Source organism: Rhizobium leguminosarum (assembly GCF_010668065.1).
GTDB classification, from domain to species: domain Bacteria; phylum Pseudomonadota; class Alphaproteobacteria; order Rhizobiales; family Rhizobiaceae; genus Rhizobium; species Rhizobium leguminosarum_S.
In genome coordinates, this window is the sequence record NZ_WUEN01000001.1 from 838,449 (window position 1) to 863,872 (window position 25,424).

24 protein-coding genes and 1 pseudogene are annotated in these 25,424 nt (G+C 61.6%); 15 read left to right on the forward strand and 10 right to left on the reverse strand.

The genetic code is table 11. The features are described from left to right. Positions 1–35 precede the first annotated feature (35 nt). The 3 genes from glgX to ligD are packed head-to-tail and all read left to right on the forward strand — an operon-like array spanning position 36 to position 4,090. Entirely contained in the window at positions 36–2,192 is a 2,157-nt protein-coding gene (glgX, locus tag GR198_RS03810; protein ID WP_029872258.1) for a glycogen debranching protein GlgX, read from the forward strand. A gap of 15 nt (positions 2,193–2,207) precedes the next feature. Beyond that, entirely contained in the window at positions 2,208–3,215 is a 1,008-nt protein-coding gene (locus GR198_RS03815) for a DNA topoisomerase IB (RefSeq protein ID WP_029872259.1), read from the forward strand. Then, on the forward strand, positions 3,212–4,090 hold the full coding sequence (ligD, locus tag GR198_RS03820) for a non-homologous end-joining DNA ligase (RefSeq protein WP_029872260.1): 879 nt from the start codon (positions 3,212–3,214) through the stop codon (positions 4,088–4,090). Before GR198_RS03815 ends, ligD begins: the two co-directional genes overlap by 4 nt. Before the next feature lie 19 nt (positions 4,091–4,109). Here the strand turns inward: ligD and GR198_RS03825 are convergent, their stop codons facing one another. Both GR198_RS03825 and GR198_RS03830 read right to left on the reverse strand, forming a co-directional pair. Then, positions 4,110–4,835 (reverse strand): glutathione S-transferase, encoded by a 726-nt coding sequence (locus GR198_RS03825; protein ID WP_029872261.1) that lies wholly within the window; start codon positions 4,833–4,835, stop codon positions 4,110–4,112. Between the two features lie 6 nt (positions 4,836–4,841). Then, complete coding sequence (locus tag GR198_RS03830) at positions 4,842–5,132, reverse strand: DUF3175 domain-containing protein (RefSeq protein ID WP_029872262.1); 291 nt, start codon at positions 5,130–5,132, stop codon at positions 4,842–4,844. 218 nt (positions 5,133–5,350) lie between these two features. On the opposite strand from GR198_RS03830, the gene GR198_RS03835 reads away from it, so the two are divergent. Beyond that, on the forward strand, positions 5,351–5,728 hold the full coding sequence (locus tag GR198_RS03835) for a hypothetical protein (protein WP_164067537.1): 378 nt from the start codon (positions 5,351–5,353) through the stop codon (positions 5,726–5,728). 30 nt (positions 5,729–5,758) lie between these two features. Here the strand turns inward: GR198_RS03835 and GR198_RS03840 are convergent, their stop codons facing one another. The 5 genes and pseudogenes from GR198_RS03840 to GR198_RS03850 all read right to left on the reverse strand — a co-directional run bounded on the left by GR198_RS03840 (position 5,759) and on the right by GR198_RS03850 (position 9,856). Beyond that, complete coding sequence (locus GR198_RS03840; RefSeq protein WP_164067540.1) at positions 5,759–8,476, reverse strand: hybrid sensor histidine kinase/response regulator; 2,718 nt, start codon at positions 8,474–8,476, stop codon at positions 5,759–5,761. 175 nt (positions 8,477–8,651) lie between these two features. Next, entirely contained in the window at positions 8,652–8,825 is a 174-nt protein-coding gene (locus GR198_RS35275; RefSeq protein ID WP_003548963.1) for a hypothetical protein, read from the reverse strand. A gap of 9 nt (positions 8,826–8,834) precedes the next feature. Beyond that, positions 8,835–9,005, reverse strand: coding sequence for a hypothetical protein (locus GR198_RS35280; RefSeq protein WP_172643809.1), 171 nt, complete (start codon positions 9,003–9,005; stop codon positions 8,835–8,837). A gap of 137 nt (positions 9,006–9,142) precedes the next feature. After that, positions 9,143–9,397: a DUF2934 domain-containing protein gene (locus GR198_RS03845; RefSeq protein ID WP_029872265.1), complete on the reverse strand. Its 255-nt coding sequence runs from the start codon at positions 9,395–9,397 to the stop codon at positions 9,143–9,145. A 122-nt stretch (positions 9,398–9,519) separates the two neighbouring features. Next, a pseudogene (locus GR198_RS03850) lies at positions 9,520–9,856 on the reverse strand (uracil-DNA glycosylase family protein). Positions 9,857–10,001: 145 nt separating this feature from the next. Here GR198_RS03850 and GR198_RS03855 point away from each other — a divergent pair. The 3 genes from GR198_RS03855 (at position 10,002) to GR198_RS03865 (ending at position 13,475) form a co-directional block, all read left to right on the forward strand. Continuing rightward, on the forward strand, positions 10,002–11,465 hold the full coding sequence (locus tag GR198_RS03855; protein ID WP_029872266.1) for a phospholipase D-like domain-containing protein: 1,464 nt from the start codon (positions 10,002–10,004) through the stop codon (positions 11,463–11,465). Positions 11,466–11,558: 93 nt separating this feature from the next. Next, positions 11,559–12,374, forward strand: coding sequence for an endonuclease/exonuclease/phosphatase family protein (locus tag GR198_RS03860; RefSeq protein ID WP_029872267.1), 816 nt, complete (start codon positions 11,559–11,561; stop codon positions 12,372–12,374). A 210-nt stretch (positions 12,375–12,584) separates the two neighbouring features. After that, a complete protein-coding gene (locus GR198_RS03865) occupies positions 12,585–13,475 on the forward strand; it encodes a LysR substrate-binding domain-containing protein (RefSeq protein WP_029872268.1) in 891 nt (296 codons plus the stop codon). Between the two features lie 6 nt (positions 13,476–13,481). On the opposite strand, the gene GR198_RS03870 is transcribed toward GR198_RS03865, so the two are convergent. Further along, positions 13,482–14,387 carry a LysR family transcriptional regulator gene (locus GR198_RS03870; protein ID WP_029872269.1) on the reverse strand — a complete coding sequence of 302 codons (906 nt, stop codon included), beginning with the start codon at positions 14,385–14,387 and terminating at the stop codon, positions 13,482–13,484. Positions 14,388–14,497: 110 nt separating this feature from the next. Between GR198_RS03870 and GR198_RS03875 the strand changes: the two genes are divergently transcribed. After that, the gene (locus GR198_RS03875; RefSeq protein ID WP_164067541.1) at positions 14,498–15,328 is read left to right on the forward strand and encodes an SDR family oxidoreductase; all 831 of its coding nucleotides are present in this window, start codon (positions 14,498–14,500) and stop codon (positions 15,326–15,328) included. Positions 15,329–15,407: 79 nt separating this feature from the next. On the opposite strand, the gene GR198_RS03880 is transcribed toward GR198_RS03875, so the two are convergent. After that, a complete protein-coding gene (locus GR198_RS03880) occupies positions 15,408–17,033 on the reverse strand; it encodes a carboxylesterase/lipase family protein (RefSeq protein ID WP_029872271.1) in 1,626 nt (541 codons plus the stop codon). Between the two features lie 298 nt (positions 17,034–17,331). Continuing rightward, positions 17,332–17,610, reverse strand: a complete 279-nt coding sequence (locus GR198_RS03885) for a hypothetical protein (RefSeq protein WP_164067543.1) — start codon at positions 17,608–17,610, stop codon at positions 17,332–17,334. 265 nt (positions 17,611–17,875) lie between these two features. Here GR198_RS03885 and GR198_RS03890 point away from each other — a divergent pair, with 265 nt between their 5' ends. From GR198_RS03890 to pepT, 7 genes are all read left to right on the forward strand, one after another. Beyond that, positions 17,876–18,598, forward strand: a complete 723-nt coding sequence (locus GR198_RS03890; RefSeq protein ID WP_029874793.1) for a FadR/GntR family transcriptional regulator — start codon at positions 17,876–17,878, stop codon at positions 18,596–18,598. Then, on the forward strand, positions 18,595–19,767 hold the full coding sequence (locus tag GR198_RS03895; RefSeq protein ID WP_029874794.1) for a PLP-dependent transferase: 1,173 nt from the start codon (positions 18,595–18,597) through the stop codon (positions 19,765–19,767). The genes GR198_RS03890 and GR198_RS03895 overlap by 4 nt, the downstream gene beginning before the upstream one ends. 34 nt (positions 19,768–19,801) lie before the next feature. Then, a complete protein-coding gene (locus tag GR198_RS03900; RefSeq protein ID WP_003547731.1) occupies positions 19,802–21,061 on the forward strand; it encodes an ABC transporter substrate-binding protein in 1,260 nt (419 codons plus the stop codon). 96 nt (positions 21,062–21,157) lie between these two features. Next, positions 21,158–22,093, forward strand: coding sequence for a carbohydrate ABC transporter permease (locus GR198_RS03905; RefSeq protein WP_011655107.1), 936 nt, complete (start codon positions 21,158–21,160; stop codon positions 22,091–22,093). Between the two features lie 4 nt (positions 22,094–22,097). Beyond that, entirely contained in the window at positions 22,098–22,928 is an 831-nt protein-coding gene (locus GR198_RS03910) for a carbohydrate ABC transporter permease (protein WP_029874795.1), read from the forward strand. A gap of 4 nt (positions 22,929–22,932) precedes the next feature. After that, the gene (locus GR198_RS03915; RefSeq protein WP_029874796.1) at positions 22,933–23,991 is read left to right on the forward strand and encodes an ABC transporter ATP-binding protein; all 1,059 of its coding nucleotides are present in this window, start codon (positions 22,933–22,935) and stop codon (positions 23,989–23,991) included. Between the two features lie 147 nt (positions 23,992–24,138). Next, entirely contained in the window at positions 24,139–25,371 is a 1,233-nt protein-coding gene (gene pepT, locus GR198_RS03920) for a peptidase T (RefSeq protein ID WP_029874797.1), read from the forward strand. Positions 25,372–25,424: the final 53 nt, after the last annotated feature.

A 25,424-nucleotide genomic window follows, 5' to 3' on the forward strand; every position in this document is an offset into this window, starting at 1 on the left:
GTTATCCGCTTGGTCTTTTTACCAAGCGGGGCACCATGAGCTTTTCATTTTCGGAACTCGACTTCCTCAAGCCGGAGCTCGGGGCGGAATATATTGGCTCGGGCACCCATTTCGCCATCTTCTCGGCCCATGCGGAGCAGATTGAGCTCTGCCTCTTCTCGCCTGATGGAAAAAATGAGGTCGCCCGGTTGCCGCTGCCGAAACGCGAAGGCGACATCTGGTCCGGCTATATTGCCGGCGTCGGACCAGGCACGGTCTACGGCTATCGCGCTCATGGTCCCTACGATCCTGCCGCCGGCCATCGCTTCAATCCGAACAAGCTGCTGCTCGATCCCTATGCCAAACAGGTGACGGGCGAGCTTAAATGGGATGACGCGCTGTTCGGTTATCAGATCGGCGAGGACGACCTTTCCTTCGACGAGCGCGACAGCGCGCCCTTCATGGTCAAGGGCGTGGTGCAGGATCCGGATTTCGATTGGGCGGGGGAAGAGGCGATCCGCCGCCCCTGGCCCGACACAATCATCTACGAGGCGCATGTGCGCGGCCTGACGATGACGCATCCGAAGGTGCCCGACCGGCTGCGCGGCACCTTTCTCGGCATGTGCAGCGATCCGATCATCGACCATCTCGTCAAGCTCGGCATCTCGGCGATCGAGCTTCTGCCCATCCAATATTTCCTCGACGACCGCTATCTTTTGGAAAACAACCTCAGCAACTACTGGGGTTACCAGACCCTCGGCTTTTTCGCACCGCAATCGCGCTACATGTCCGGCGACAAGATCACCGAGATCAAGACCATGGTGAAGAAGTTCCACGCCGCCGGCATCGAAGTCATCATGGACGTGGTCTATAACCACACCGCCGAAGGCAGCGAAAAAGGCCCGACACTGTCCTTCCGCGGGCTCGACAATGCGAGCTATTACATTCTCTCCCCCGACGATCCGCGCCATACCTTCGATACGACGGGCACCGGCAATACGCTTAATGTCGCCAACCCGATGGTGATGCGCATGGTGCTCGACAGCCTGCGCTACTGGGTGGGCGTCATGCATATCGACGGCTTCCGCTTCGATCTTGCCAGTACGCTCGGCCGGCAGGATCTGGAGTTCGACCGGCAGGGCGGCTTCTTCGGCGCCATAAGGCAGGATCCGATGCTGTCGGGCGTCAAGCTGATCGCCGAACCCTGGGATATCGGCGAGGGCGGTTATCAGGTCGGCGGCTTCCCGCATCCCTTCCGCGAGTGGAACGACAAATTCCGCGACGACGTCCGCCGTTTCTGGAAGGGTGATGGCGGCATGGTGTCGGAGGTGGCGGCGCGCGTCACCGGCTCGGCGCTGCAGTTCAACCATTCCGACCGCGGAGCGACCTCCTCGATCAATCTTCTGTCGGCCCATGACGGCTTCACGCTGATGGACACGGTCTCCTTCAACGACAAGCACAACGAGGCGAACGGCGAGGATAACCGGGACGGCCATTCGGATAATCATTCCGACAATATGGGTGCTGAGGGTGCGACCGATAATGCCGATATCAACGCCGCGCGGGCAAGGCGGCGGCGCAACATGATGGCGACGTTGATGCTCTCCCAGGGCGTGCCGATGATCTTGGCCGGCGACGAGCTCGGCAACAGCCAGGACGGCAACAACAACGCCTATTGCCAGGACAACGAAATCGGCTGGACCGATTGGGCAGGGCTCGACGATCCTTTCCTCGATTTCTGCCGGCAGGCCGTCGCCTTCCGCAAGGCCCATCCCGTTCTGCGGCAGGAGCGGTTCCTGACCGGAGAAACCGGCGAGGACGGCCGCATCGAGATCGCCTGGTACAGACCAGACGGCGGCTTCATGGATGACGGTGCCTGGAACGATGATGAGCTGCGGGTGCTCGGCGTCTATCTCTCGAAGAGCGCGAATGCGCCGGAGACCGAGACGATGGATGACCTCTTCCTCATCTTCAATGCCGGCGGCGACTGCGAATTCCACGTGCCGGAGGTAAATGGACTGACGAAATGGTCGCGGATTGCCGACACCGGGGCGGAGAGGGATGCCTTTAAGGTTCGCGATCAGGATAATCCGGTCATGGTCTATGCCCAGAGCGTGGCCGTCTTTGCGCCGGAGGGGCAGACCGAGCCGCTGAAGGACATGACCAAGGCCGGGCGCCGGTGGTGGTTTCAGTTCGGCCGCAGGAGCAAGTAACGGGTCGCAGAGAACATGAATGCCGAAGCCATCACCGACCTTGGTCTCGTCTATGTCAGCGATACCGAACCAGGCATCCGCAGACGAAGGAAGGGTAAGGGCTTCAGCTATGTGATGCCCGACGGCACGACGCTGGCCGACGAGTTGCAGCGGGCGCGCATCGGCGCGCTCGGCCTGCCGCCGGCCTACGAGAATGTCTGGATCTGCCTCTACGACAACGGCCATCTGCAGGCGACGGGCTTCGATGCGCGCGGGCGCAAGCAATACCGCTACCACAAGGAATGGCAATCCTTCCGAAGCGCGGGAAAATTCCATCAGCTGATCGAGTTCGGTCGGGCGTTGCCTCGGATACGCCGCACCGTGCTGCGCCATCTCGACACCGGTGCGGAGGATGTCAACGGCGTGCTTGCGGCTTTGACGACGCTGCTCGACGAGGCGCACCTACGCGTCGGCAACCAAGCCTATGTCAGAGAAAACGGCACCTATGGCGCAACGACGCTGCTGAAGCGCCACCTGAAGATCGTCGACGGGCAGATCGAGCTGAAATTCCGTGCCAAGGGCGGCAAGCGCGTCCAGCGCAGCCTCAAACATCCCAGGCTGCAGAAGATCCTGGAGGAGATAGCCGACCTGCCCGGCCGCCAGCTCTTCGTCTGGAAGGATGAAAGCGGGACGCTGAAGCCAATCGATTCCGGACGGTTGAACGCCTATCTCGCCGAGATATCGGGCATTCCGATTTCGGCGAAGACCTTCCGCACCTGGGCCGGATCGCTGGCGGCCTTCGGAGCGGCACGCGAGGCGATCCTCAGTGGCGGCCGGCCGACGGTAAAGCAGATGTCGGAAGCGGCGGCCGAGGCGTTGCACAACACACCGGCGATCTCGCGCTCGAGCTATATCCATCCCGCCATCATTGCGCTCGCCGGCAACGGTCATCCTCTGATCGAGACTGGTAGCGAGCCGCTCCGGGGCTTGCGGGCCGAGGAAAACAGGCTACTTGATTTCCTCACAAGCGAGATCGAAGAATGAGCCCCAGACATCCGCCGGCATCTGATGTATCGCTGACACATCCCGACCGGCTCTACTGGCCGGACGAGGGCGTGACCAAGCAGGCGCTGGCGGATTACTATGCGGCGGTCTGGCCATTCATGGCGCCTTATGTCGTCAATCGGCCCTTAGCATTGCTGCGTCTGCCGGACGGGATAAAAAGCCACCAGCGGTTTTTCCAGAAACATGCCTGGAAGGGCATGATTTCGCATATCGAGGAGATCGCCGACCCGCAGGATGCGGACGGCGAAAAGCTGCTGCGCATCGCCGATTTCAACGGGCTCGTGGCGCTGGTGCAGTCGGCCGTGCTCGAAATTCATCCCTGGGGCGTAACGACCGACGATTGGGAAAAACCCGACATGATCACCATGGACCTCGATCCCGGCGAGGACGTGGCGTGGAGCGCGGTGATTTCAGCAGCGCTTGAGTTGAAGGCGCGGCTGGAGGCACGTGGGCTGGCCGCCTTCGTCAAGACGTCAGGTGGCAAGGGGCTGCATGTGGTGACGCCGCTTGCGCCGAAGGCCGGCTGGGCCGATGTGAAGGATTTCGCCCATTCGCTGGCCGAAAGCATGTCGGCCGACGCGCCGGACAAATATCTGGCAACCGCGACAAAGGCAAAACGCGGTGGACATATCTACATCGATTATCTCCGCAACGGCCGCGGCAACACGGCGGTCGCGGCCTATTCGACGCGGGCGCGGTCGGGTGCGCCGGTTTCGACGCCGTTGGATTGGTCAGAATTGAGCGATGTGAGTGGTCCCGCCGCTTTCACGCTCGGCAACGTGCCGCGGCGATTGGAGACCCAGCCGAGAGACCCGTGGGGAAATTTCTTCGGTGCGGCGATGCCGCTCGAATGAACGGCTCTTAACTCAGCACTCAGCCCGCACCGTCCAGTTCAGGATAATGCCTGAAAATCCCTTCCTCGTTGAAGGCGAGGCGGCGGGGGGAGGCGAGATATCGGGCGATGTTCGGACGTTTCGCCACCGCATCATGCAGCGCCAAGAGGCCGGGATATTCCACCTTGCGCTTCGTCATGGCTTTCGGAAAGGCGTAATTCAGGCCCTCGATCACCTGGAAGAGCGAGAGGTCGACATAGGTGAGCGCATCGCCGACCATATGGTTGGGGCCTTTCGGGTTCTGTCGCAGCACACGCTCGAAATAGCCGAGGAATTTTGGAATGCGGTCGCGAATGAAAGCGGTCGAGCGGGCTTTTGCCTCTGGCTTCTGGTCCTCATAGTAGAGCGACATGTCGATCGGGTGGTGCGTATCGTGCGCTTCGACGACGAAATCGGTGACGGTCAGCTGCAGGCCGTTGACGACATGGCGAAGGCCTTCGTCTTCAGGCGCAAGGCCGAGCTTCGGACCGAGGTAAAATAATATATTGGCGACATGCGGGATGATGAGGTCGCCGTCCTTCAAGAAGGGCGGTGCGAAAGGAATGTGCGGTTCGCTTTCGCTCTCCATGATGTCGATCATGGCTCCGGTCCCGCGCCCGGGCTGGCGGGTAACGTCGATATAGTCGGCGCCGGCTTCTTCCAGCGCCAACCGCACAAATTCGCCGCGGCCTTGGATGCCGTCCCAATAATAAAGCTCGTATGCCATGGCTGCTCAATCCTTCGGTTGACGACCGAAGTCTTTTCGCAGTTCGTCCTTGGCCTTTTCAAGGGTTCCGCGCCGCTTTTTCGTCAGTTGGTCGCCGGCGCGGTTGATGTAGAAGGTCAGCATCGACATGGCGGCACGATAAGGGCTCGACTTGCGGCGATCGCTCTCCTTGGCGGAGTGCTTGACGGAGCGGGCGATCTTCTTCGGATCGTCCGATTTGAACACGCCTTCCTTCAGGTCCATCGCATCGCTGTGTTCGGTGACGTCCTGCGACCATTTCTTCTTCGATTTGGCCATGTCGAAAATCCTTTTGCCGGATGCGGTCGGTGGCAAGCCACCGGCTGTCGATCCTTGGTTGGCGGTCGGTCTGCAAAGGGATTGAACCGGTACGGAGCCCAAAAGTTCCGGCCGCGGGCATGGCTTGCAAGCCCCGGATTTGGGAACAAAAGCCGATTTTATCAGGTTTCCGATGGGAAAGCCTGAACACGGGCCGCACATAAGAAGGAGCCGAGAACATGGAAAAACACATCGTCAAAGCCGATGGAAACGGCGCGATCGACGTGAACGGCCAGGTATCGCCGGTCACCTATACCGTCAGCCTCAATCAAGGGAAGGGACGTTCTTACGAGGTCGACATCCGCCTGATGGCGCCGCGTGACTGGCTGCTGCAGAGGGGCTTCGAGCGGGATGCCGTGCTGGTCACTCAGAGCGGCGCGCGCATTCCCGTCTATCACGATGGTGGCAGCCATCACGACGATGGCAATCATCACGATAATGGCCGTCTCGGTCCTGCCGACACGATCTCGATCGAACTGACGGCGCGCGACGACAGCTGCACCAGCGAGGTGGATCTGATGCGCAAATATCCCGAGTTCGACCGCGCCGACGCATGAAGCAAAAGTTACCGTGTTTCCGTGACCGGCTTAAGCGCCAGGCCGCTGCTGGACGGCGTTCTTGACCGCCTGGTCGAGCGCCGTGCTGCTGAAAGGTTTCGGCAGCAGCACCGAACCGGGGAGACGGTTTGCATCCGGCAGGCTGCTGTTGCCGGTGGCAAAGACCAGGCCGACCGACGGAAAGGCCTCGCGCGCCTTGGCGGCAAAGACCTGACCCGACATGCCGGGCAGGCCGACATCGGCGACGATGATGTCGACGATGGTGTGTCCGAGGATTTCCACGCCCCGTTCGCCGCTATCAGCTTCGATGACGTCATAGCCGAGTTCCTGCAGAATTTCGGCAGTATCCATGCGGATGAAGGCGTCGTCCTCCACAAGCAGCAGCTTCAGCTTTTCGCGGGCGATCTCTGCGTGTTTGGCAACGGCCACCGCAGCATCGCCCGCCCCTTGGCGGCGTTGCGTCCTGATAGTAAGCACGTGGCGGATCTTGCGGGCGAGTTCCTCGCGCGTATAGGGCTTCGAGAGCAGCTCGAGACCGGGATCGAGCCGGCCGCCATGGACGATCGAATTTTCGGTATAGCCCGATGTATAGAGCACGGCGATGTCAGGCAGACGCTCGCGCGCCATGCGCGCAAGCTCCGGGCTCCGCAACGGCCCGGGCATGACGACATCGGTAAAGAGCAGGTCGATATGGGCGCCGCTTTCGATCACGGTGAGCGCGCTTTGCGCATCCTTGGCCTTCAACACGTAGTAGCCGAGATCTGACAGCATCTCGACGACGGTGGTGCGCACGCCCTCGTCGTCCTCGGCGACAAGGATGGTTTCCGTGCCCCCGGCGGCCGGTACGCTGTCGGCGGCCGTGACCCGATCCTCGCTTCGGAACGAGCGGGTCAGGTAGAGCTTGACGGTCGTGCCTTCGCCGATCTCGCTGTAGATCTTCACGTGGCCGCCGGATTGCTTGACGAATCCATAGACCATCGACAGACCGAGACCGGTGCCCTTGCCTTCCGGTTTCGTCGAGAAGAAGGGCTCGAAGGCCTGCTCCATCACCTCCTGCGTCATGCCGGCGCCGGTATCGGTCACGGCGAGCACCACATATTGGCCGGCGGTGACTTCAGGATGGATGCGGCTGTAGGAATCGTCGAGGAAGGCGTTGCCGACCTCGATCGTCAGCCTGCCGGCGCCATCCATTGCGTCGCGGGAGTTGATCGCAAGGTTGAGCAGTGCGTTTTCGATCTGGATCGGATCGGCGAAGGTGTTCCAGAGGCCGCCGGAGACCATGGTCTCGACTTCGATCTCCTCGCCGAGCGCGCGGCGCAGCATGTCGTCCATGCCGGTGACGAGACGGCCGATGTTGATGACCTTCGGTTCCAGCGGCTGGCGGCGACCGAAGGCGAGCAACTGGCTTGCCAGCCGCGAGCCGCGTTCGACGGCGGCAAGCGCGTTGGAAATGCGTTCCTTGCCCCGGCCGCTGTCTGCCACGTCCTTGCCGAGAAGCTGCAGATTGCCTGAGATCACCTGCAGCAGATTGTTGAAGTCATGGGCAACGCCGCCGGTGAGCTTGCCGATCGATTCCATCTTCTGCGACTGCTGGAGTGCTGCTTCGGCCTGCTGGCGTTCGGCAATCTCGGCCGCGACGCGGACCTCGAGCATTTCGTTGAGTTTCCGCAACTGATCTTCCATGTCGCGGCGCTGGTCGATTTCGACTTTGGCGGCGCGGAAGAGCCGGATATTGTCGATCGCGACGGCCGATTGGCCGGCGAGGCTGACGAGGCTCGCCTCGGCCGCTTGCGAAAAACGGCCGGGCTGGCCGTGACCGAAAAACAAGCCGCCGATGACGCTGCCGTCGCGAGATTTCACCGGCACGGCAAGATAGCTCCTGACCGGAAGATGCCCCTTCGGCATGCCTGCATGCGGCGCATTCTGCCCGTAGCGCGGGTCGAGCAGGATGTCGTCGGAGCGCACGATGCCTTCGCCGTTGAAGGTCGGCGCGAAGACCTTGGTATTGCGCGGCATCGGGAATTTCTCGAAGTTCTTCCGATCGACGCCGGCGAGCGCATAGAGCATGTAGCTGCCGCCCTCGCCATCATCGACATTGTAGATGAAGGCGCCGAATTCCGCGCCGGTCAGCATCACGCCGGCATCGACGACAATCTGGGTGAGGCGCTCGACACTGGGCTCGGCGGTGATCGCCGCACCCGCCTGGTTGACGACCGCAAGCGCTTCGGATTTTGCACGCAGTTCTTCCAGCGCGTTCTGTTCGCCGCGCTTGGCCGACACCTGGTCGCTGACATCAAGGGCCGCGCAGAGGATGCCGGCGACCTTGCCGTCCTCGTCGCGCAGCGGGGTGTATGAGAAGGTGAACCAGGTGTCCTCGGTACGGCCGTCGCGGCGCATCGGGATGAGCAGCTCTTTGAAGAGCTGCGAACTGCCTTCCAGCGTGCTGGCGACGATCGGCGAGAACTGTTCCCAGATATCCGCCCAGACCTCGCGGAAGGGTCGTCCGAGTGCATCGGGATGCCGCTCCGGGAAAACCGGCACATAGGCGTCATTGTAGAGAAAAGCGAGATCCGGACCCCAGGCGACGAATTTGGGCTGGCGGGAATTCAACACCATTTCGGCGATATGCTTGAGAGACGCAGGCCAGCTTTCGACCGGACCGAGACCGACGGCGTGGAAAGCCGGATGCCGTAACAATTCGCCGATTTCGCCGCCGCCTCTCGGCCAGCCGTTCCCGACGCTTCCCATTCAAAATCGCTTTCTTGTCGTCAGCCGCGCCGGGGTGATCGGCCACCTCGGGGTTCAGCCCTTCCAAACCGTCAACATAGAGGCTTCCGATGGGAGGGAAAGGGCGCGGTCGAAATATCCTTAACTGCCGGGTGTTCAACACTTTTAGCAGTCTGCGGACGGCGCCTGCGAGCTGTTATTTTCGATAGAGTTTTTGCGATGCGGCAAAGGCGCGGCCGATGTAGACGGAGACCAGCTGAACCGGCGCGCGCGGATCGCGAAAAACCAGTCCGACGAGATTGTCGACGACAAGGATGAACCCGAGCGCGAGACCGAGGTAGAGCAGTGCGGCGATGACGAGGAGTGACATCTCCATCCCTCACACGATCGCGATCGAAGCGCGGTTTCTGGCTAAGCAGAGGATTTCGATACGGCCGTCGTTCATGGCAACTTCCCCTGTTTCGCCATAAACAGCCATGGGATGCTCTTGTTCCCGGCTATCGGGGCAGGGCTCAACTTTTTTTGAAAGCCTCAAAGCTTGCAGCGTCATCCGGCCTCTGTTCACCCCCGCATGGAAGCCCACCCCTGCAATTTAATATCGCACAACCAATTCAGGCATGTGACAAAAAGGGATCAAGGGCGTCGAGACGACGCCCTTTTTAATTGAGATGCTCAGTATTCTAGTGTTCAGGACGCGGTCTTGCGGCTCGCGGTGCGCTTCGGCGCCGGCGTGACCACGCCATTCGTCTTGGCGCCCGTCGCAGTGCGCTTCGCCTTGGGCTTGACCTCTTTGCCCTTGGAAGACGCAGCCGAGCCCTCAAGCGCGTCGCGCTCGTCTCGTGCCTGTTCCCAATGGATGGATTCTCGCCCTGTCGGATAACCCTCTTCTTCCCAGAGGGTGTATGCACGTTTTTTGATCCACTCTTCCCGAGTTTCTGCCATCGCTGATCTCCAGTCACATGATGCCGTCGTTCGAACGCGATACTGCTTGGATGGTTCCAGAGGAGGGGGGCTCTTTCAAGCGAAATCGCGCCGCAACCGGAAATATTTCGCATCGCAGCATATTAAGGTTGAGAATCGGCCTTCACTGGGGGCCGAAACTCCGCCGCCTTGTGCAGATCTGAGACGAAATCCCGGCGCTGATCTTCCTTGTCGCGGATACGCAGCAGATAGGAGGGGTGGATGGTGACCAGGACAGGCGGACGGTTTGCCGGATAGAGGATATGGCCGCGCTCCGGCGTCAGCTTCACCCTCGGACCGAGCAGCGCATAACGCGCGCTTGCGCCGAGCGTCACGACCACAACGAGTGCAGCCTTCGGCCTGATGCCGGAGTTCGGCAATGCTGTCGGCATCCGCGACTTCGAACGCCAAGGCCGGACCGACATTTGCAGCGATGTTCATGATGGCGAAATGGGCAGGAGGCGGATAGCTTGCGGCGTATTCGCGCGGTCCCGGGCCGGCAAAATGGTCACGACGAAAAATTTCACGTCATGGGAGAGCGGCGGCGTGATTGAACGCCGGCGTTTCGCGGCTATATTCGCCAGCGATGCTCTATCTCCTGTCGACCTACTGGCCGCATATCCTCTTTGTCGTCTCGATCGCCATGGGGGCCGCGGCGGCGATCCATGCGGCCATGACCAAGGAGGAAGTGCGTGCCGCGATCGGCTGGGTCGGCGTCATCATCCTGTCTCCGATCATCGGCGCGGTGCTCTATGCGATTGCCGGCATCAACCGCATCCGCCGCAAGTCGTTGAGTGTCCGCCGCGACGCGCTGCTGCTTGCAGCCGAATTCGACGAGTTGGAGACCTTCGACGCCGAGGCAGAGACGGTGATCAGTCAGTTCGGCCGCCGCTTTGCGGCGCTGCAGACGCTGGGCGACCGGGTGACGCGCAATCCGCTGACTTCAGGCAATACGATCGACATGCTGGAGACCGGCGACGAGGCCTATGCGGCGATGAAATCAAACATCGACGAGGCGACGCGCAGCATCCTGCTCGAAACCTATATCTTCGACCGCGACGCGGTCGGCCTTCGCATCGCCGATGCGCTGGTTGCGGCGGTCAGGCGCGGTGTGGAGGTCCGGGTGCTGATCGACGCGGTCGGCGCGCGTTATTCGGTGCCGAGCATTCTTGGCCATCTGAGGGAAGGCGGCGTCACCGTTGCCGTCTTCAACGGCAACGTCATCATGGGCTTGCGCCTGCCCTATGCCAATCTGCGTACCCACCGCAAGATCCTGATCGTCGACGGGACAATTGCGCTGACTGGCGGGATGAACATCAGGGCGGGCTTCAGCGAGGAGGCGACGGGCGAGAGCTTTGCTCGCGACACGCATTTCAGCGTCACCGGTCCTGTCGTCGCCGACCTCTTCGATCTCGCCGCCGAAGACTGGCGCTTCTCCACGCAGGAATTGTTGAACGACGAGCCCTGGCGCATCGAACCGCCGCAGCGCAGCCCCGGCGATCCCATTCTGATGCGCGTCGTCGCCTCCGGCCCGGACCGCAGCGTCGAGACCAACCACAAGATGCTGATGGGCGCCTTTTCCGTGGCGCGCCAATCGATCCGCATCATGTCGCCGTATTTCCTGCCGGACCGTGAACTCATCAGCGCCCTGGTGACGGCAGCGCGGCGCGGCGTCGAAGTCGATATCGTCGTGCCGGCGGTCAACAACCTCGTGCTGGTCGATCGGGCGATGACGGCGCAATTCGACCAGATCCTCAAGAACTACTGCCGCATCTGGCGCTCCACCGGCAGCTTCAGCCATTCGAAGCTGCTGACGATCGACGGCACCTGGGCCTATGTCGGCTCTTCCAATCTCGACCCGCGCTCGCTGCGGCTGAATTTCGAAGTCGATCTCGAAGTGCTGAACGAGGGCTTCGCCGCCGAGATCGACGAGCATATCGAGGAAACGCTGAAAACGGCAACGCCGGTGACGCTTGACGGGCTGCAGGCGCGACCCTTCGCGGTGCGGCTGCTCGAGAAGGTGCTATGGCTGGGGTCGCCCTATCTCTGAAGGATTTTTTGTGATCGGACGTGGCAAGTCCGGCTTGCCTGCCTATACTGCTGAGACAAGCCTTTTCGATCAACGGAACAAGTGCGCCTGCCGATGCACGCCAGAAAAGACAGCCTTCCCGCCAGCATTCTCGCCTCGATCAGGAGCAGGAAAAAGCGGCTCGACGCAGCCTATACGGAGGCAAGGCCGCCCAGTGCGGGAACGCTGATCGCCTCCTATAACGTGCACAAGTGCATCGGCACCGACCGCCGCTTCGATCCGGAGCGCACCAGCCGGGTGATCCATGAAATCGGCGCCGACGTGATCGCGCTGCAGGAGGCCGACACGCGCTTTGGCGAGCGCACGGGCATTCTCGATCTCGGACGGCTGGAGCGGGAGACGGGGCTGATCGCGGTGCCGGTTGCCGGCATGGCGAAGGCGCATGGCTGGCATGGCAATGTCGTGCTCTTCAAGAAGGGGCTGGTGCATGACGTGCATCAGGTCAAGCTGCCGGGGCTGGAGCCGCGCGGCGCGCTCGTTGCCGAGATCGAACTCGAGAAGGGCGGGGTGCTGCGCATCATCGCCGCGCATTTCGGGCTGCTGCGCCATAGCAGAGCCCAGCAGGCCCGCATGCTGGTCGAACTGATCAACGACAGGCACGAGATGCCGACCATCCTGCTCGGCGACCTCAACGAATGGCGGCTCGGCGACCGTTCTTCGCTCAACACCTTCCAATCCGCCTTCGGACCGCTGCCGCCCGCCGTCCCGAGTTTCCCCGCCGGCCTGCCGCTTCTGGCGCTCGACCGGATCATCGCCAACCGCAAGGGGATTATTTCGGAGGTGGAAGCGCATGATACGCCGCTGGCGCGTATCGCCTCCGACCACCTGCCGATCAAGGCGCTGATCGATCTGGAACCGGTTGCGGGCTGATGTCATGGCGACAATGGGTGCTGTCGCCGTCGTCACTTCGGCCGGCGCTTTCACCTGGCCAAGACTGAAACGTCACCAGCCGGATGGCGTTCAATATGATCTCGAATATCCGCTTGCGCATCGATATCTATCCTTCGCGATCATATGCCTCCCCTTGCCTCGCGCCTTCAAACGAGCTTATCGTCGGCCTCGAATGACTTGAGGTTATGGATGAAGCGCGGACGCCTGCCATTGACGGCTTTGCGGAGTTTCGAGGTCGCCGGCCGCCTCGAAAGCTTCACGCTGGCGGCGCAGGAGCTGTTCATCTCGCAGGCGGCGGTCAGCCGGCAGATCCGCGAGCTGGAGACGTTGCTGGGCGAAGCGCTCTTCGAGCGCCGCCATCGCGGCGTCCATCTGACCGACTCGGGCAACCGGCTGCTGGCGATCCTGACGTTATCCTTCGACCGGATCGACGAATGCCTGGAAGAAATCCGCAGCCGGCCGGCGACGGCAGCGGTGACGATCAGCGTGGAGCCTTCCTTCGCGGCGTGCTGGCTCGTTCCCCGCCTGCCGGAGTTTCGGGAACGGCATCCTGAGATCGACGTGACGATCGACGCCGATTCGCGCCTGATCGAGTTCCGGGGCGGGCAGGCCGAGATCGGCATCCGCCACAGCGCCAGCGTGACCGCATGGCCGAGGACGGAGAGCGGGCATCTCGCCGATGTCAGGATGGTGCCGGTCGCCGCACCCGCGCTGCTCAAGGCAGGGCCTGCGATCGACCGTCCGGAAGACATGCTCCGTCATACGCTGTTGCATGAGGAGACCCGCGACGTGTGGTTCCGCTGGTTCGAGGCGGCATGCATCGCCATGCCGGAAACCGCGCGCGGGCCGGTCTATGCCGATGGTGGGCTGGTCATGCAGGCCGTCCTGCGCGGGCAGGGCATAGCGCTGATGGACGATATCTTCGCCGAGGAAGAGATCAGGGCGGGCCGATTGCTTCGCCTGTCCGACCTTGCCGTTGCCCACGGCGCCTACTGGCTGGTCGCGCGCAGTTTCGAGCGGCTCGCCCCGCCTGCCTCACTCTTTGTTCGTTGGATCAACTCCCGGATCGAAACATTCTGAAGGCGGCTATCGGCCGTGACGCTCGACCTCGGTCAGCACGGTGATGAAAGCCCGCAAACCCTGCGGCACGTGACGGTGGCCGGGATAATAGAGACAGAGGCCTGGAATGGCGGGACACCAGTCGTCCAGCACGGTGACGAGCGCGCCACTTTCGAGAAAAGGCCGCGCCGTGCGATCCGAGACATAGGCGATGCCGAGCCCCTTTGCCGCCGCCTGCGCCATCAGCTCGACATGGTCGAGCGTCAGCACGCCCGGAACGTCGACGACAAGCTCGTGACCGTGTTTTTCGAACTCCCAGCGGAAGAGCTTGCCGCTTGGCAGCCGGAAACGGATACAGGCATGGGTCTTTAGTTCGTCCGGTGTCTGCGGCGCCGGATGCGTCGCGAGATAGGCCGGCGAAGCGACGGCAACAAAGCGGGTATCGCCGCCGAATTCCACCGCGATCATATCGAGCGGCACCGCCTCGCGAAGCCTTATGCCGGCATCGAAACCGTCGGCAACGACATCGATCAGCCGATTGTCGGTGACGAGATCGAGCGACATGTCGGGATAGCGTGTGAGAAAGGTCGGGACGGCGGCATCGAGCAGCACTCGTGCGGCGATCTCGCTAGTGTTGATCCGCAATGTGCCGCTGGGGCGGCCACGGAATTCGTTGACCTCCTCGAGCGCCAGATCGAAATCCCTGAACAGTGGCGTCAGACGGGTGACGAGACGCTCGCCGGCTTCCGTCGCCGCGACGCTGCGGGTCGTCCGGTTGAGAAGCCGAACGCCCATATTTGCTTCGAGCGAACGCATCATATGGCTGAGCGTCGAAGGCGACAGACCCAACTCGTCAGCGGCTTTGCGGAAGCTGCGATGGGTGACGATGGCAAACAAGGCTCTGAGATCGGCAAGGGTCGGCTTGTAATTCATGGCTAAAATTCACCAACTCATACAGCATTCGACGGATGGAAGCAGGAATAGCCTTATCTATCTTTACCTTCAAGAGCAGCCGCAATCCCGCGGCATGAAAGGTAAGGACAATGGCAAAGACATGGATGATAACAGGCGCCTCCTCCGGTTTCGGGCGCATCATGACCGAAAAACTGCTGGCGCGCGGTGATCGCGTCGCGGCGACAGTGCGCAGGCCGGAAGCGCTCGACGATCTGAAGTCGCATTACGGCGAGAACCTCTGGATCGCGACGCTTGACGTCAGCGATGATGGGGCGGTGCGCGAGGTCGTCGACGCGGCTTTTGGAGCGATGGGCCGGATCGACGTCGTGGTCAGCAATGCCGGCTACGGCCTGTTCGGTGCCGCGGAGGAGGTGAGCGACGAACAGATCCGCCATCAGATCGATACCAACCTGATCGGCTCGATCCAGGTGATCCGGGCAGCGCTGCCGCATATACGGGCGCAGGGTGGCGGCCGCATCCTGCAGGTATCTTCGGAAGGCGGGCAGATCGCCTATCCGAATTTCAGCCTTTACCATGCGACCAAATGGGGCATCGAAGGCTTCATCGAAGCGGTTTCGCAGGAAGTCGCCCCCTTCGGCATCGAATTCATCATTGCTGAGCCAGGTCCTGCGCTGACCGATTTCGGGCGCGGCCTGGTCGCGCCGCAGCCGATGGAAGCCTATGACGCGACGCCGGCCGGCGAAATCCGCCGCGCCATCGCCGAAGGCAGGTTCGAGGCCAAGGGTGACCCCGTCAAGATGGCGCAGGCGATGATCGAGGCTGCCGAACAACACTCGGCTCCGAAGCGGCTGGCACTTGGCGCCGGCAGCTATGCCTCGATCCGCAAGGCGCTGGTCGAGCGGCTGGCTACCCTCGACGCCTTCAAGGAGGTGACGATTTCAGCCGATGTCGATGGCTGACCGCGGCCAGCAAATGTCGCTGCCGGCGCCGGCCGGGTCGATGTCGTCCGGCGCCGTATGTCCAATCCCGCAATTAACGCTAGAGAGCGCCTGCTGCCTGCAGCAGCTTGCGATCGAGATCGACCGCCACGCGGGACTCCTTGTCGAGAACCATGGTCGCTGGTTTGTCGGTTGTGTAGGCCGGCCAGTCGGGCAAGCCCTCGGCGCTCGGTTTGCCGTTGCGCGCGAAGTTGACCCAAGCCTGGCTCACCTTCCGGGAAAGCGCGAGCGCGTCGCTGCCACCGCCGGTCGACGTCTTGACCAGACCGGCGTTGGCAAACACGTAGGGCAGTTCCGCACAATGCCAGGCCATGGCAATGCCATCCAGGACCGGTGACTCGTAGGCGAACATGTAGGAGTAGACCGGAGCCCCGTTCTGCTTTGCCTTCAGGTCGAGATCACGGATGGCTCCTGGCCGGAAGCGCAGGTCGAGGAAATAGGCGTCGGCGATCTTCTTCTCGGGGTAGGCCGCCATGAATGCCTTGCCGACCGCGTCGGATTTGTCGGCGAAGCGCTCCTTCAGCTTGGCCTCAGACTTGTCTTCGTCCCAGTTATTTTTGTTGTCGGCAAGAAGCTCGCCCGCCTTGTGGCCGATCACCGTCTCGAATTCGTTGAGGGTGTTTCCGACCATCAGCGGAATGTCCTTGGCCTGGTCGACCCACTCTGTCCCGACCGGGTTCGCTGGAATGTAGTCGCCGTCCTGAACGGGTGCGTATCGGGCGTCCTTCGCGCCTTGGGCGGTCGCGTCCTTGATGGCCTTGTCGGCAGCGGCAAGGAGATCGTAATAGTCCGCGTCGGCAAGCTTGTCGATTTCGCCGGCCTTGAGACCGAGATTGGCGAGCGTCAGTTCGGCCACCTTCCGCGCGGACGCCTGATCGATGACAGAATCGGTCCGGGAGCCGCTCTGGACGATGGCCTTCTGGAAGAGGCCCTTCGCTGACGGCGTCCCCATCAGGGCGCGCACCTTGTAGCCACCGCCGGACTGGCCGAAAATCGTCACGTTACCGGGATCGCCGCCAAAGGCCTCGGCATTGTCGTGGACCCATTTCAGCGCAGCGACGAGATCGGTGACGCTGGCATTGCCCGAACGTTTGAATTTCTCTCCGTAAGCGGAAAGATCGAGGAAGCCGAGCACGTTGAGCCGGTGGTTGAGGGTGACGACGACGACATCGCCGTCCTTGCTCAGATTATGGCCGTCATACGAGGTCAATTCGATGCCGGAGCCATTGGTGAAGCCGCCCCCATGGATCCAGACCATGACCGGCCGTTTCTTTCCGTCCTTGATCGCTGGCGTCCAGATGTTCAGGAACTGGCAGGCTTCGCTCATCGGCAGATAACGATGCGGATTGAAGAGTTCGTCGCCGGCCACTTCCTTCATTCGAGGGATGAAGCAGTTCTCACCATAGGTGACTGCGGGACGGATGCCTTTCCAAGGCGCGACCTCTTCCGCCGGCATGAAGCGGTCGGCATGTGCATAGGGGACGCCAAGATAGCTGTAGATGCCATCGTCGAGTGCGCCGACGAGACTGCCCTTCTGGGTTTCGACGACCGTCTTGCTCTGCGAAGCAACAAACTCTTCGGCAAGAGCGGGTGCGCCGACAACGGAAGCCGTCATCGCCGCCAGCGCAGATATCAAAGCGCAATAATATAGAAACGTCCTTTTCATCAACTTATCCTCTTGTCGTTGATTTCGAGTTGTCAAGGCCCGACGGCCGCCATCCCCGACCGTCGGTGACTAACTAGGTCGGTGCCGCCGATTGTCAGGCCACAGTCAGATGGTTTGCTGGAAAGAGGATCACGCCGGAGGGTTGGACGGGTCTTCTTGCTTCTTGAGCACGTCTGACGGACCCCTACTCGGGGCCAGAGTGGTGGCGATTGGCCAACACTACCCGCACAGGTGATTACACGGCGGGATACATGGAAATCCCGCCGCTGGCCCGGACTGCGCTAGCGTCCGCCACTTGTCAGAGAGATGACGAAGGGACCACGCCGATCGTTGGGACGGGTGGTTTGTGCTCCGGCATCTTGTTTCCTTGCTCGTCGCCGGCGCTCAGTGCCTCGCGCACTTCATCCTCTTCCCAACCCGCCTCGATGGCGGAAGCCACGAGCGTTTCAATTTTCTCAGTTTCCGAGTTGTGCGAAATCTCATCGAGGCGGCGTCTGGCAGTCTCGAGACACTGGCGGAGGTTCGAAGCGCGGCTGGCGTCGTTACGGTCGTAGCTTGGCGATGCGACGTAGGTCATTTGAAAGCTCCCTGCTGGTCGAGAGGAACACCTGAACAGAGAGGCGGTTCCACTGCGGCCAGCCACATCGCGTGTCGAGGTCTCTCGTGACCGATGAAGGACATCGGATCATGTGCTTTGAGACCATTTCGGAGGTGCAAAGGGAATTGTGGAACGGCGGGCCAACCTGTGAACAAACACCCCTTGACGTCTTTCGCTCTTTGAGAAATGCTAAGATGTCAGACCAATTCTAAAGGTCGGCTGCCTGATAAGAAAATGGGGAACCATGAAGGCAAACAGCAGCGACAGGCCGGTGATCCGGCCGCTTCCGGTCATGGACCGCGCGCGTCAGGTCACCGATGCGCTGGCGGATTATGTCGAGGAAGCCAGGTTGAAGGCGGGCGACCGTTTGCCGGCCGAGCGCGAACTGATGGCAGCCCTTGCCGTCGGCCGCTCGACCATTCGCGAAGCGATCCGCCACTTCCAGGCGCTCGGCGTCATCGAGACGCGCAAGGGCAGCGGCACCTATCTGCTGAAACCGGTGTCCAGGGCGACAATCCACATGCCGCTGTCGCTCGACACGGTTCATCTGCGCGACGTGCTGCTGCAGACGCTGGAGGTTCGCCGCGGCATCGAATGCGAGGCCGGCATGGTCGCGGCACGGCAGCGCACGAGCACGGACCTCGTCGTCATCGAGGAAAAGCTGAATGCGATGGAGCGTGTGCACTTGGAGAAAGGCACCTCCGGGCCGGAGGATCTGGCCTTCCACCTCGCCGTCTACGACGCCACCCATAATCCGCTATTTCGGCAGCTTCTCGAGCAGATGCGCGAGACCTTCGAGCGCTTCTGGGAGCATCCGTTCGACCGGCAGGATTTCGCGCGCCGGTCCTTTCCCTTTCACCGCACCCTTTTTAACGCGATCGCTGCCGGGGATCCCGAGGCGGCGCGTGCTGAAACATTGAAAATTCTCGATATCGTCGAGGAAGACATCAAGGAAATGTCCAAATGAGCAACGGCTCTGAACCGTTCGATCTTGCTTCCCTCATCACCGCGCATGACGAAGGCAACTTCGCCGACGCCGTCGTGCCGCCGATTTTCCAGACGTCGCTTTTCACTTTTTCCGATTATGACGACATGATCGCCTCCTACCGCGGCGAGAAGGTGCGGCCAATCTACACGCGCGGCCTGAACCCGACGGTACGTGCCTTCGAGGAAATGCTGGCCAAGCTCGAAGGTGCCGAGGACGCACTGGGTTTTGCCAGCGGCATGGCGGCGATCTCGTCGGCGGTCTTAAGCTTCGTCGAGCCGGGCGACCGCATCGTTGCCGTCAAGCACGTCTATCCCGATGCCTTCCGCCTGTTCGGCACCATCCTGAAGCGGATGAAGATTGAGGTGACCTATGTCGACGGGCGCGACGAGGAGGCGGTCGCCAAGGCGCTGCCCGGCGCCAAGCTCTTCTACATGGAAAGCCCGACGAGCTGGGTGATGGAGGCCCATGACGTCGGTGCGCTCGCAGCAATCGCCAGACAACACGGCGTCGTCTCGATGATCGATAACAGCTGGGCGAGCCCGTTCTTCCAGCGGCCGCTGACGCTCGGCGTCGATCTCGTCATCCATTCGGCCTCGAAATATCTCGGTGGCCACAGCGATGTGGTGGCGGGCGTCATCGCCGGCTCGAAGGCGATGATCGCGCGCGTCAAGGCCGAAGCCTATCCCTATCTCGGCGGCAAGCTTTCGCCGTTCGACGCCTGGCTCTTGATCCGCGGGTTGCGCACGCTGCCGCTGCGCATGCGGGCTCATGAGGCATCCGGCCTCGAAATCGCTAGGCGCCTGCAGAAGCTCGACGTGGTGGAGACGGTCTGCCATCCGGGGCTCGCCAACCGTCTGCCCGCCGGGCTCAACGGCACCTCGGGCCTGTTTTCCTTCATATTCCGCGACGGCGTCGATATCCGCACCTTCGCCGATCACCTCAAGCTCTTCAAACTGGGCGTAAGCTGGGGTGGACATGAAAGCCTGATCGTACCGGGCGAGGTGGTGCTTCAGCAGAAGGCACAGCCGAATTCCGCACATGCCTTCGGCATCCATGCGCGATCCGTACGTCTCCATGTCGGCCTCGAAGGAACCGAGGCTCTGTGGAGAGACATCGAGGAGGCGCTCGCCGCCGCCTCACAATCCTGAAACCCGAGAGAAACCTAATAAGGGGGAACTGAGCATGAAAAAGCTAATAATCTCGACGCTCTTTGCTTCGATGATGGCGGGTACGGCCTTTGCCGATACGACGCTCAAGCTTGTCGAAGTCATCACCAGCCCGGAGCGCACCGAAACGCTGAAATCGATCGTCGGCAAATTCGAAGCCGCCAATCCCGGCACCAAGGTCGACATCATCTCGCTGCCCTGGAACGAAGCGTTCCAGAAGTTCGCGACCATGGTGTCTGCCGGCGACGTGCCCGATGTGATGGAGATGCCCGATACCTGGCTGTCGCTCTATGCCAATAACGGCATGCTCGAGAGCCTGGAGCCCTACCTCGAAAAGTGGGAGCACACCAAGGAGCTGACGCCGCGCGCGCTCGAACTCGGCCGCGACGTCAAGAACACCGCCTATATGCTGCCCTACGGCTTCTATCTCAGGGCGATGTTCTACAACAAGAAGCTGCTTGCCGAAGCCGGCGTCGCCGCGCCGCCGAAGACGATGGAAGAATTCACCGCCGCTTCGGAGAAGGTTTCCAAACTGTCCGGCAAATACGGCTACTGCATGCGCGGCGGAGCGGGCGGCCTCAATGGCTGGATGATCTTCGCCGCCTCGATGGCCGGCTCAAACAAGTATTTCAACGACGACGGAACCTCGACGATGAACAGCCCCGGCTGGGCCAAGGGCATCGAATGGATGGTCGATCTCTACAAGAAGGGCTATGCGCCGAAGGACAGCGTCAACTGGGGCTTCAACGAAGTCGTCGCCGGCTTCTATTCCGGCACCTGCGCTTTCCTCGACCAGGATCCGGATGCGTTGATCGCCATCGCTGAGCGCATGAAGAAGGAGGATTTCGGCGTCATGCCGCTGCCGAAGGGTCCCGACGGCAAGTCCTTCCCGACGATCGGCTATGGCGGATGGTCGATGTTCACGACCAGCGGCAACAAGGACCTCTCCTGGAAGCTGATTGCTACCCTCGAAGGGCCGGAAGGCAATATCGAGTGGAACAAGCGCATCGGCGCCCTGCCGGCCTATACGGCGGCCGAGAAGGATCCCTTCTATGCCGGTGACCAGTTCAAGGGCTGGTTCGAGGAACTGGCGGACCCGAACACGGTACCAACAGTCATGCCGACCTACCTCGAGGAATTCGCCTTCTTCAAGGATTCGCTGGCGATCAAGACCTCGCAGCAGGCATTGCTCGGCGATATCTCGGCGAAGGATCTGGCCGACCAGTGGGCCGAATACCTCACCAAGGCGCAGCAGAAGTTCCTCGCCAAGAAATAAGCGACGGATCGACGGCGGCGGCCTCAACACAGGCCGCCGCCGCTTTTTTGATGACACAGACGGCGCATGAACGCCGCGAACGGGAACTTCTGGCTGATGACTATTTCCGCCGATACGCTCGACATGCGTCGCGACCGCAGGCCATGGCTGCGTCGCGTTGCCGATGCTTCGGAGCCCTATCTCTACAGCGCGCCGTCGCTGATCCTGATCATTGCGGTGATGCTGGTGCCGTTGACGGTCGGGATTTCCTACGCCTTCCGCGATATCCAGCTGCTCAATCCGTTTTCCGGCGGCTTCATCGGGCTCGATCACTTCCGAGAGCTTGCCGGCGATGCCGCCTTCTACGGGGCGCTGAGGAACACGCTGTGGTGGACGGGCGCCTCCGTCGTCCTGCAGTTCGTCTTTGGGCTGATCCTGGCGCTGCTGCTCGACAAGCCGTTCAAGGGCAGGGCAATCGCGCAGGCGCTGGTCTTCCTGCCCTGGGCCGTGCCGTCTTTCCTCGCCGGCCTCAACTGGGCCTGGCTGTTCAATCCCGTCATCGGGCCGATCCCGCACTGGCTCTTCGCCCTCGGGCTGATGCATGAGCCGGGCAATATCCTCTCCGATCCCAATTATGCGATGTGGGGGCCGATCGTCGCCAATGTCTGGTGGGGCATTCCGTTCTTCGCCATCACGCTGCTTGCGGCGTTGCAGGCGATCCCGCGTGATCTCTATGAGGCGGCATCGATCGACGGCGCCGGCTGGTTCCAGCGTTTCCGCTCGATCACCCTGCCGTTTCTGGCGCCAACGATCGCCATCACCGTGCTGCTGCGCACCGTGTGGATTTCCAATTTCGCCGATCTCATCGTCGTCATGACCAACGGCGGACCGGCCGACCGGACGCAGATCGTCGCCAGCTATATCTTCACGACAGCCTTCAGGCGGCTCGATTTCGGCTATGCCTCGGCGATCGCGCTGGTGCTGCTCGTGCTGCTGCTTGCCTATTCGATGTTGATCATCCTGCTCCGGCAGACGTTGCTGAATAAGGATTGAGATCATGAGACGATCCGTCATTCCCACCATCGCACACCGTCTGGCGATCCTCTGCTATATCGCCTTCGCGCTCTTTCCGCTGTTCTGGCTGCTCAAGGTGTCGGTGACGCCGAATGACCTGCTCTATAGCGAGGGCGTGCGCATGTGGCCGTCGCACACGACATGGGATCACTATGCCTTCGTGCTGCGGCACAGCGCCTTTCCGACCTTCTTCAAGAACAGCCTGATCGTCTCGGCCTCGACGGCCGTTACCGTGACCATCTGCGCCTCGCTGTCGGGATATGCGCTGTCGCGCTTCAATTTCCGGGCAAAATACTGGATCGTCGCCCTGATGCTGCTGACCCAGATGTTCCCGCTGGTCATGCTGGTGGCACCGATCTTCAAGATCCTGTCGCCGCTGCATCTGACCAACAGCCTGACCGGGCTCGTCATCGTCTACACCGCCTTCAACGTACCTTTCGCCACCTTCCTGATGCAGTCCTTCTTCGACGGCATCCCGAGGGATCTCGAAGAGGCGGCGAAGATCGACGGGGCGACGCAGTTCACGGCGTTTCGCCAGATCATCCTGCCGCTGACGCTGCCGGGGATCGCCGCCACGCTCGGTTTCGTCTTCACCGCCGCCTGGAGCGAACTGCTCTTCGCGCTGATGCTGATCAACGGCAATGACGCGGCGACCTTCCCCGTCGGCCTTCTCACCTTCGTTTCGAAATTCTCGGTGGATTTCGGGCAGATGATGGCGGCGGGCGTCATGGCGCTCATTCCGGCCGGCCTCTTCTTCCTGCTCATCCAGCGCTATCTCGTCCAGGGCCTGACGGCCGGCGCGGTCAAGGGTTAAACAAATGGCATCGATCGATATCCGGAATATCCGCAAAGCCTATGGCCATGTGCAGGTGCTGCACGGCGTCGACCTCGAAATCCAGGACGGCGAATTCGTCGTGCTCGTTGGCCCGTCCGGCTGCGGCAAGTCCACGCTGCTGCGCATGATCGCCGGGCTGGAGGAGGTCACATCAGGTGAGATCCGCATCGCCGGGGTCAGGGTCAACGAGCTGCATCCCAAGGATCGCGACATTGCCATGGTGTTCCAGTCCTATGCGCTTTACCCCCATATGAATGTCGCCGGCAATATGAGTTACAGCCTCAGGCTGCGGAAGGTGGCGAAGGAGAAAATCACCAGCGCGGTGGCCGCGGCGGCCGCAAAGCTCGGCCTTGATCCGCTGCTCGAACGCAGGCCGAAGGCGCTTTCCGGCGGCCAGCGCCAGCGCGTCGCCATGGGCCGCGCCATCGTGCGCCAGCCGAAGGCCTTCCTGTTCGACGAACCACTGTCCAACCTCGATGCGCGCCTGCGCGAACAGATGCGCGCCGAAATCAAGAAACTGCATGGCGACCTGAAGGCGACCTCGATCTACGTGACCCACGACCAGATCGAGGCAATGACACTGGCGGACCGGATCGTCGCCATGCATGGCGGGGTGGTCCAGCAGGTCGGCAGTCCCCTGGAGCTCTACGACCGCCCGGCCAATCTCTTCGTTGCCGGCTTCATCGGCTCGCCGGGGATGAATTTCCTCGAGGCCAGCTATGATGCCGGCGGCGTGAAGCTGAAGGACGGCACGATCGTGCCGCTTGCAAAGCCTTTGCCGCTTGTCGACGGCGCAAAGGTGACGCTCGGCATCCGGCCGGAGCATGTGCTGATGAGCGATGGCGGGGCGGGGCTTGCCGCGGATGTGGAACTCGTCGAACCCACAGGCTTCGGCATCATCCTGCACCTTGCCCTGCATGGCCTGCCGTTCAAGATCTTCACGCTGAACCGCGACGCGCTGAAGGCGGGGCCGAAAGTCAATGTCGCCTTCCCGGCCCAGTATCTGCATGTGTTCGACGGCGAAGGAAAGCGCGTCGACTGAGTGGTTGAGATGGGTTGCTCGCTGCCGCGGCGGTGGCTGAGAGACGGATTGAATGGCGAAACCCTCACGTGCTGCGAGCGGAAAAATCTTTTGCCGCATCGCCCGGGAGGGCTATATCGTCCGTGTGATCTTACTGGACTGGATGCCATGACCGACACTGTTCTCGACCGCTTTCTCCGTTATGTCGTTATCGACACGCAATCCGACCCTGCCTCGTCGACGCAGCCGACCACCGGCAAGCAGAAGGATCTCGGCCGGGTTCTGGTCGATGAACTGCTGAAGATCGGTCTGGCGGACGCGCATCTCGATGAACACGGCTATGTCTATGCGACCATTCCGGCCAATAGCGACAAGGCGGTGCCGGTCATCTGTTTCTGCTCGCACATGGATACGGCGCCCGATTTCAGCGGCACCGATGTCAAGCCGCAGATCATCAGGAGCTATGCGGGCGGGGATATCAAGCTTGCCGGCGACACGGGCAGGGTGATCCGCGTCAGCGATCACCCCGAACTGCAGAACCAGATCGGCAACGATATCGTCACGACCGATGGAACGACATTGCTCGGCGCCGACGACAAGGCCGGACTGGCCGAAATCATGACCGCAACTGCGATGCTCGTCGGCAATCCTGATATCAGGCATGGGACGATCAAGATCCTGTTCACGCCCGACGAGGAAGTCGGGCGCGGCGTCAACAAGGTCGACCTGAAGAAACTCGGTGCCGACTTCGCCTATACGATGGACGGCGAGACGGCCGGCCATATCGAGGATGAGACCTTCTCGGCCGACGGCGTCGAGATCAGCATATCAGGTGTGGCAATCCATCCCGGTTTCGCCAAGGACCGCATGGAAAACGCCATCAAGATCGCCGGCGCCATCATCGACCGGCTGCCGAGGGATATTGCGCCGGAGACTACGGAAGACCAGCAGGGCTTCATCCATCCGACCGGCGTGACCGGCTCGATGGAGAAGGCGTCGCTGAGCCTCATCATCCGTGACTTCACCGACAAGGGGCTGACGGAAAAGGAAACGATGCTCGAAGCCATCGTCAAGGACGTGATGGCTGGCTATCCCGGCTCGACCTATCGTTTTGAGGTGAAGGAGCAGTATCGCAACATGAAGGTGGTGCTCGATCGTCATCCGGAGATCGTCGACAACGCCATCGAGGCGGTGCGCCGGGCCGGCATGACGCCGGTGCGCGGCAGCATCCGCGGCGGCACGGATGGCTCGCGCCTTTCCTTCATGGGATTGCCGTGCCCGAATATCTTCGCCGGCGGCCACGCCTTTCACTCGCCGCTCGAATGGGTGAGCCGCCAGGATATGGAAAAGGCCGTCAAAACGATCGTGGAACTGGCGAGAGTCTGGGAAGAGCGCGCCTAAAACAGCAAAAGCGCACAACGGCTTTGCGTCCGGAATTGCGCGGAAACAAAGAC

What these genes read in the sequence shown, in the direction of transcription:
- glgX (WP_029872258.1), top strand. Translation starts at nt 36, where the DNA reads ATGAGCTTTTCATTTTCGGAACTCGACTTCCTCAAGCCGGAGCTCGGG.
- GR198_RS03815 (WP_029872259.1), top strand. Translation starts at nt 2,208, where the DNA reads ATGAATGCCGAAGCCATCACCGACCTTGGTCTCGTCTATGTCAGCGAT.
- ligD (WP_029872260.1), top strand. Translation starts at nt 3,212, where the DNA reads ATGAGCCCCAGACATCCGCCGGCATCTGATGTATCGCTGACACATCCC.
- GR198_RS03825 (WP_029872261.1), bottom strand. Translation starts at nt 4,835, where the DNA reads ATGGCATACGAGCTTTATTATTGGGACGGCATCCAAGGCCGCGGCGAA.
- GR198_RS03830 (WP_029872262.1), bottom strand. Translation starts at nt 5,132, where the DNA reads ATGGCCAAATCGAAGAAGAAATGGTCGCAGGACGTCACCGAACACAGC.
- GR198_RS03835 (WP_164067537.1), top strand. Translation starts at nt 5,351, where the DNA reads ATGGAAAAACACATCGTCAAAGCCGATGGAAACGGCGCGATCGACGTG.
- GR198_RS03840 (WP_164067540.1), bottom strand. Translation starts at nt 8,476, where the DNA reads ATGGGAAGCGTCGGGAACGGCTGGCCGAGAGGCGGCGGCGAAATCGGC.
- GR198_RS35275 (WP_003548963.1), bottom strand. Translation starts at nt 8,825, where the DNA reads ATGTCACTCCTCGTCATCGCCGCACTGCTCTACCTCGGTCTCGCGCTC.
- GR198_RS35280 (WP_172643809.1), bottom strand. Translation starts at nt 9,005, where the DNA reads ATGACGCTGCAAGCTTTGAGGCTTTCAAAAAAAGTTGAGCCCTGCCCC.
- GR198_RS03845 (WP_029872265.1), bottom strand. Translation starts at nt 9,397, where the DNA reads ATGGCAGAAACTCGGGAAGAGTGGATCAAAAAACGTGCATACACCCTC.
- GR198_RS03855 (WP_029872266.1), top strand. Translation starts at nt 10,002, where the DNA reads ATGCTCTATCTCCTGTCGACCTACTGGCCGCATATCCTCTTTGTCGTC.
- GR198_RS03860 (WP_029872267.1), top strand. Translation starts at nt 11,559, where the DNA reads ATGCACGCCAGAAAAGACAGCCTTCCCGCCAGCATTCTCGCCTCGATC.
- GR198_RS03865 (WP_029872268.1), top strand. Translation starts at nt 12,585, where the DNA reads ATGAAGCGCGGACGCCTGCCATTGACGGCTTTGCGGAGTTTCGAGGTC.
- GR198_RS03870 (WP_029872269.1), bottom strand. Translation starts at nt 14,387, where the DNA reads ATGAATTACAAGCCGACCCTTGCCGATCTCAGAGCCTTGTTTGCCATC.
- GR198_RS03875 (WP_164067541.1), top strand. Translation starts at nt 14,498, where the DNA reads ATGGCAAAGACATGGATGATAACAGGCGCCTCCTCCGGTTTCGGGCGC.
- GR198_RS03880 (WP_029872271.1), bottom strand. Translation starts at nt 17,033, where the DNA reads ATGAAAAGGACGTTTCTATATTATTGCGCTTTGATATCTGCGCTGGCG.
- GR198_RS03885 (WP_164067543.1), bottom strand. Translation starts at nt 17,610, where the DNA reads ATGACCTACGTCGCATCGCCAAGCTACGACCGTAACGACGCCAGCCGC.
- GR198_RS03890 (WP_029874793.1), top strand. Translation starts at nt 17,876, where the DNA reads ATGAAGGCAAACAGCAGCGACAGGCCGGTGATCCGGCCGCTTCCGGTC.
- GR198_RS03895 (WP_029874794.1), top strand. Translation starts at nt 18,595, where the DNA reads ATGAGCAACGGCTCTGAACCGTTCGATCTTGCTTCCCTCATCACCGCG.
- GR198_RS03900 (WP_003547731.1), top strand. Translation starts at nt 19,802, where the DNA reads ATGAAAAAGCTAATAATCTCGACGCTCTTTGCTTCGATGATGGCGGGT.
- GR198_RS03905 (WP_011655107.1), top strand. Translation starts at nt 21,158, where the DNA reads ATGACTATTTCCGCCGATACGCTCGACATGCGTCGCGACCGCAGGCCA.
- GR198_RS03910 (WP_029874795.1), top strand. Translation starts at nt 22,098, where the DNA reads ATGAGACGATCCGTCATTCCCACCATCGCACACCGTCTGGCGATCCTC.
- GR198_RS03915 (WP_029874796.1), top strand. Translation starts at nt 22,933, where the DNA reads ATGGCATCGATCGATATCCGGAATATCCGCAAAGCCTATGGCCATGTG.
- pepT (WP_029874797.1), top strand. Translation starts at nt 24,139, where the DNA reads ATGACCGACACTGTTCTCGACCGCTTTCTCCGTTATGTCGTTATCGAC.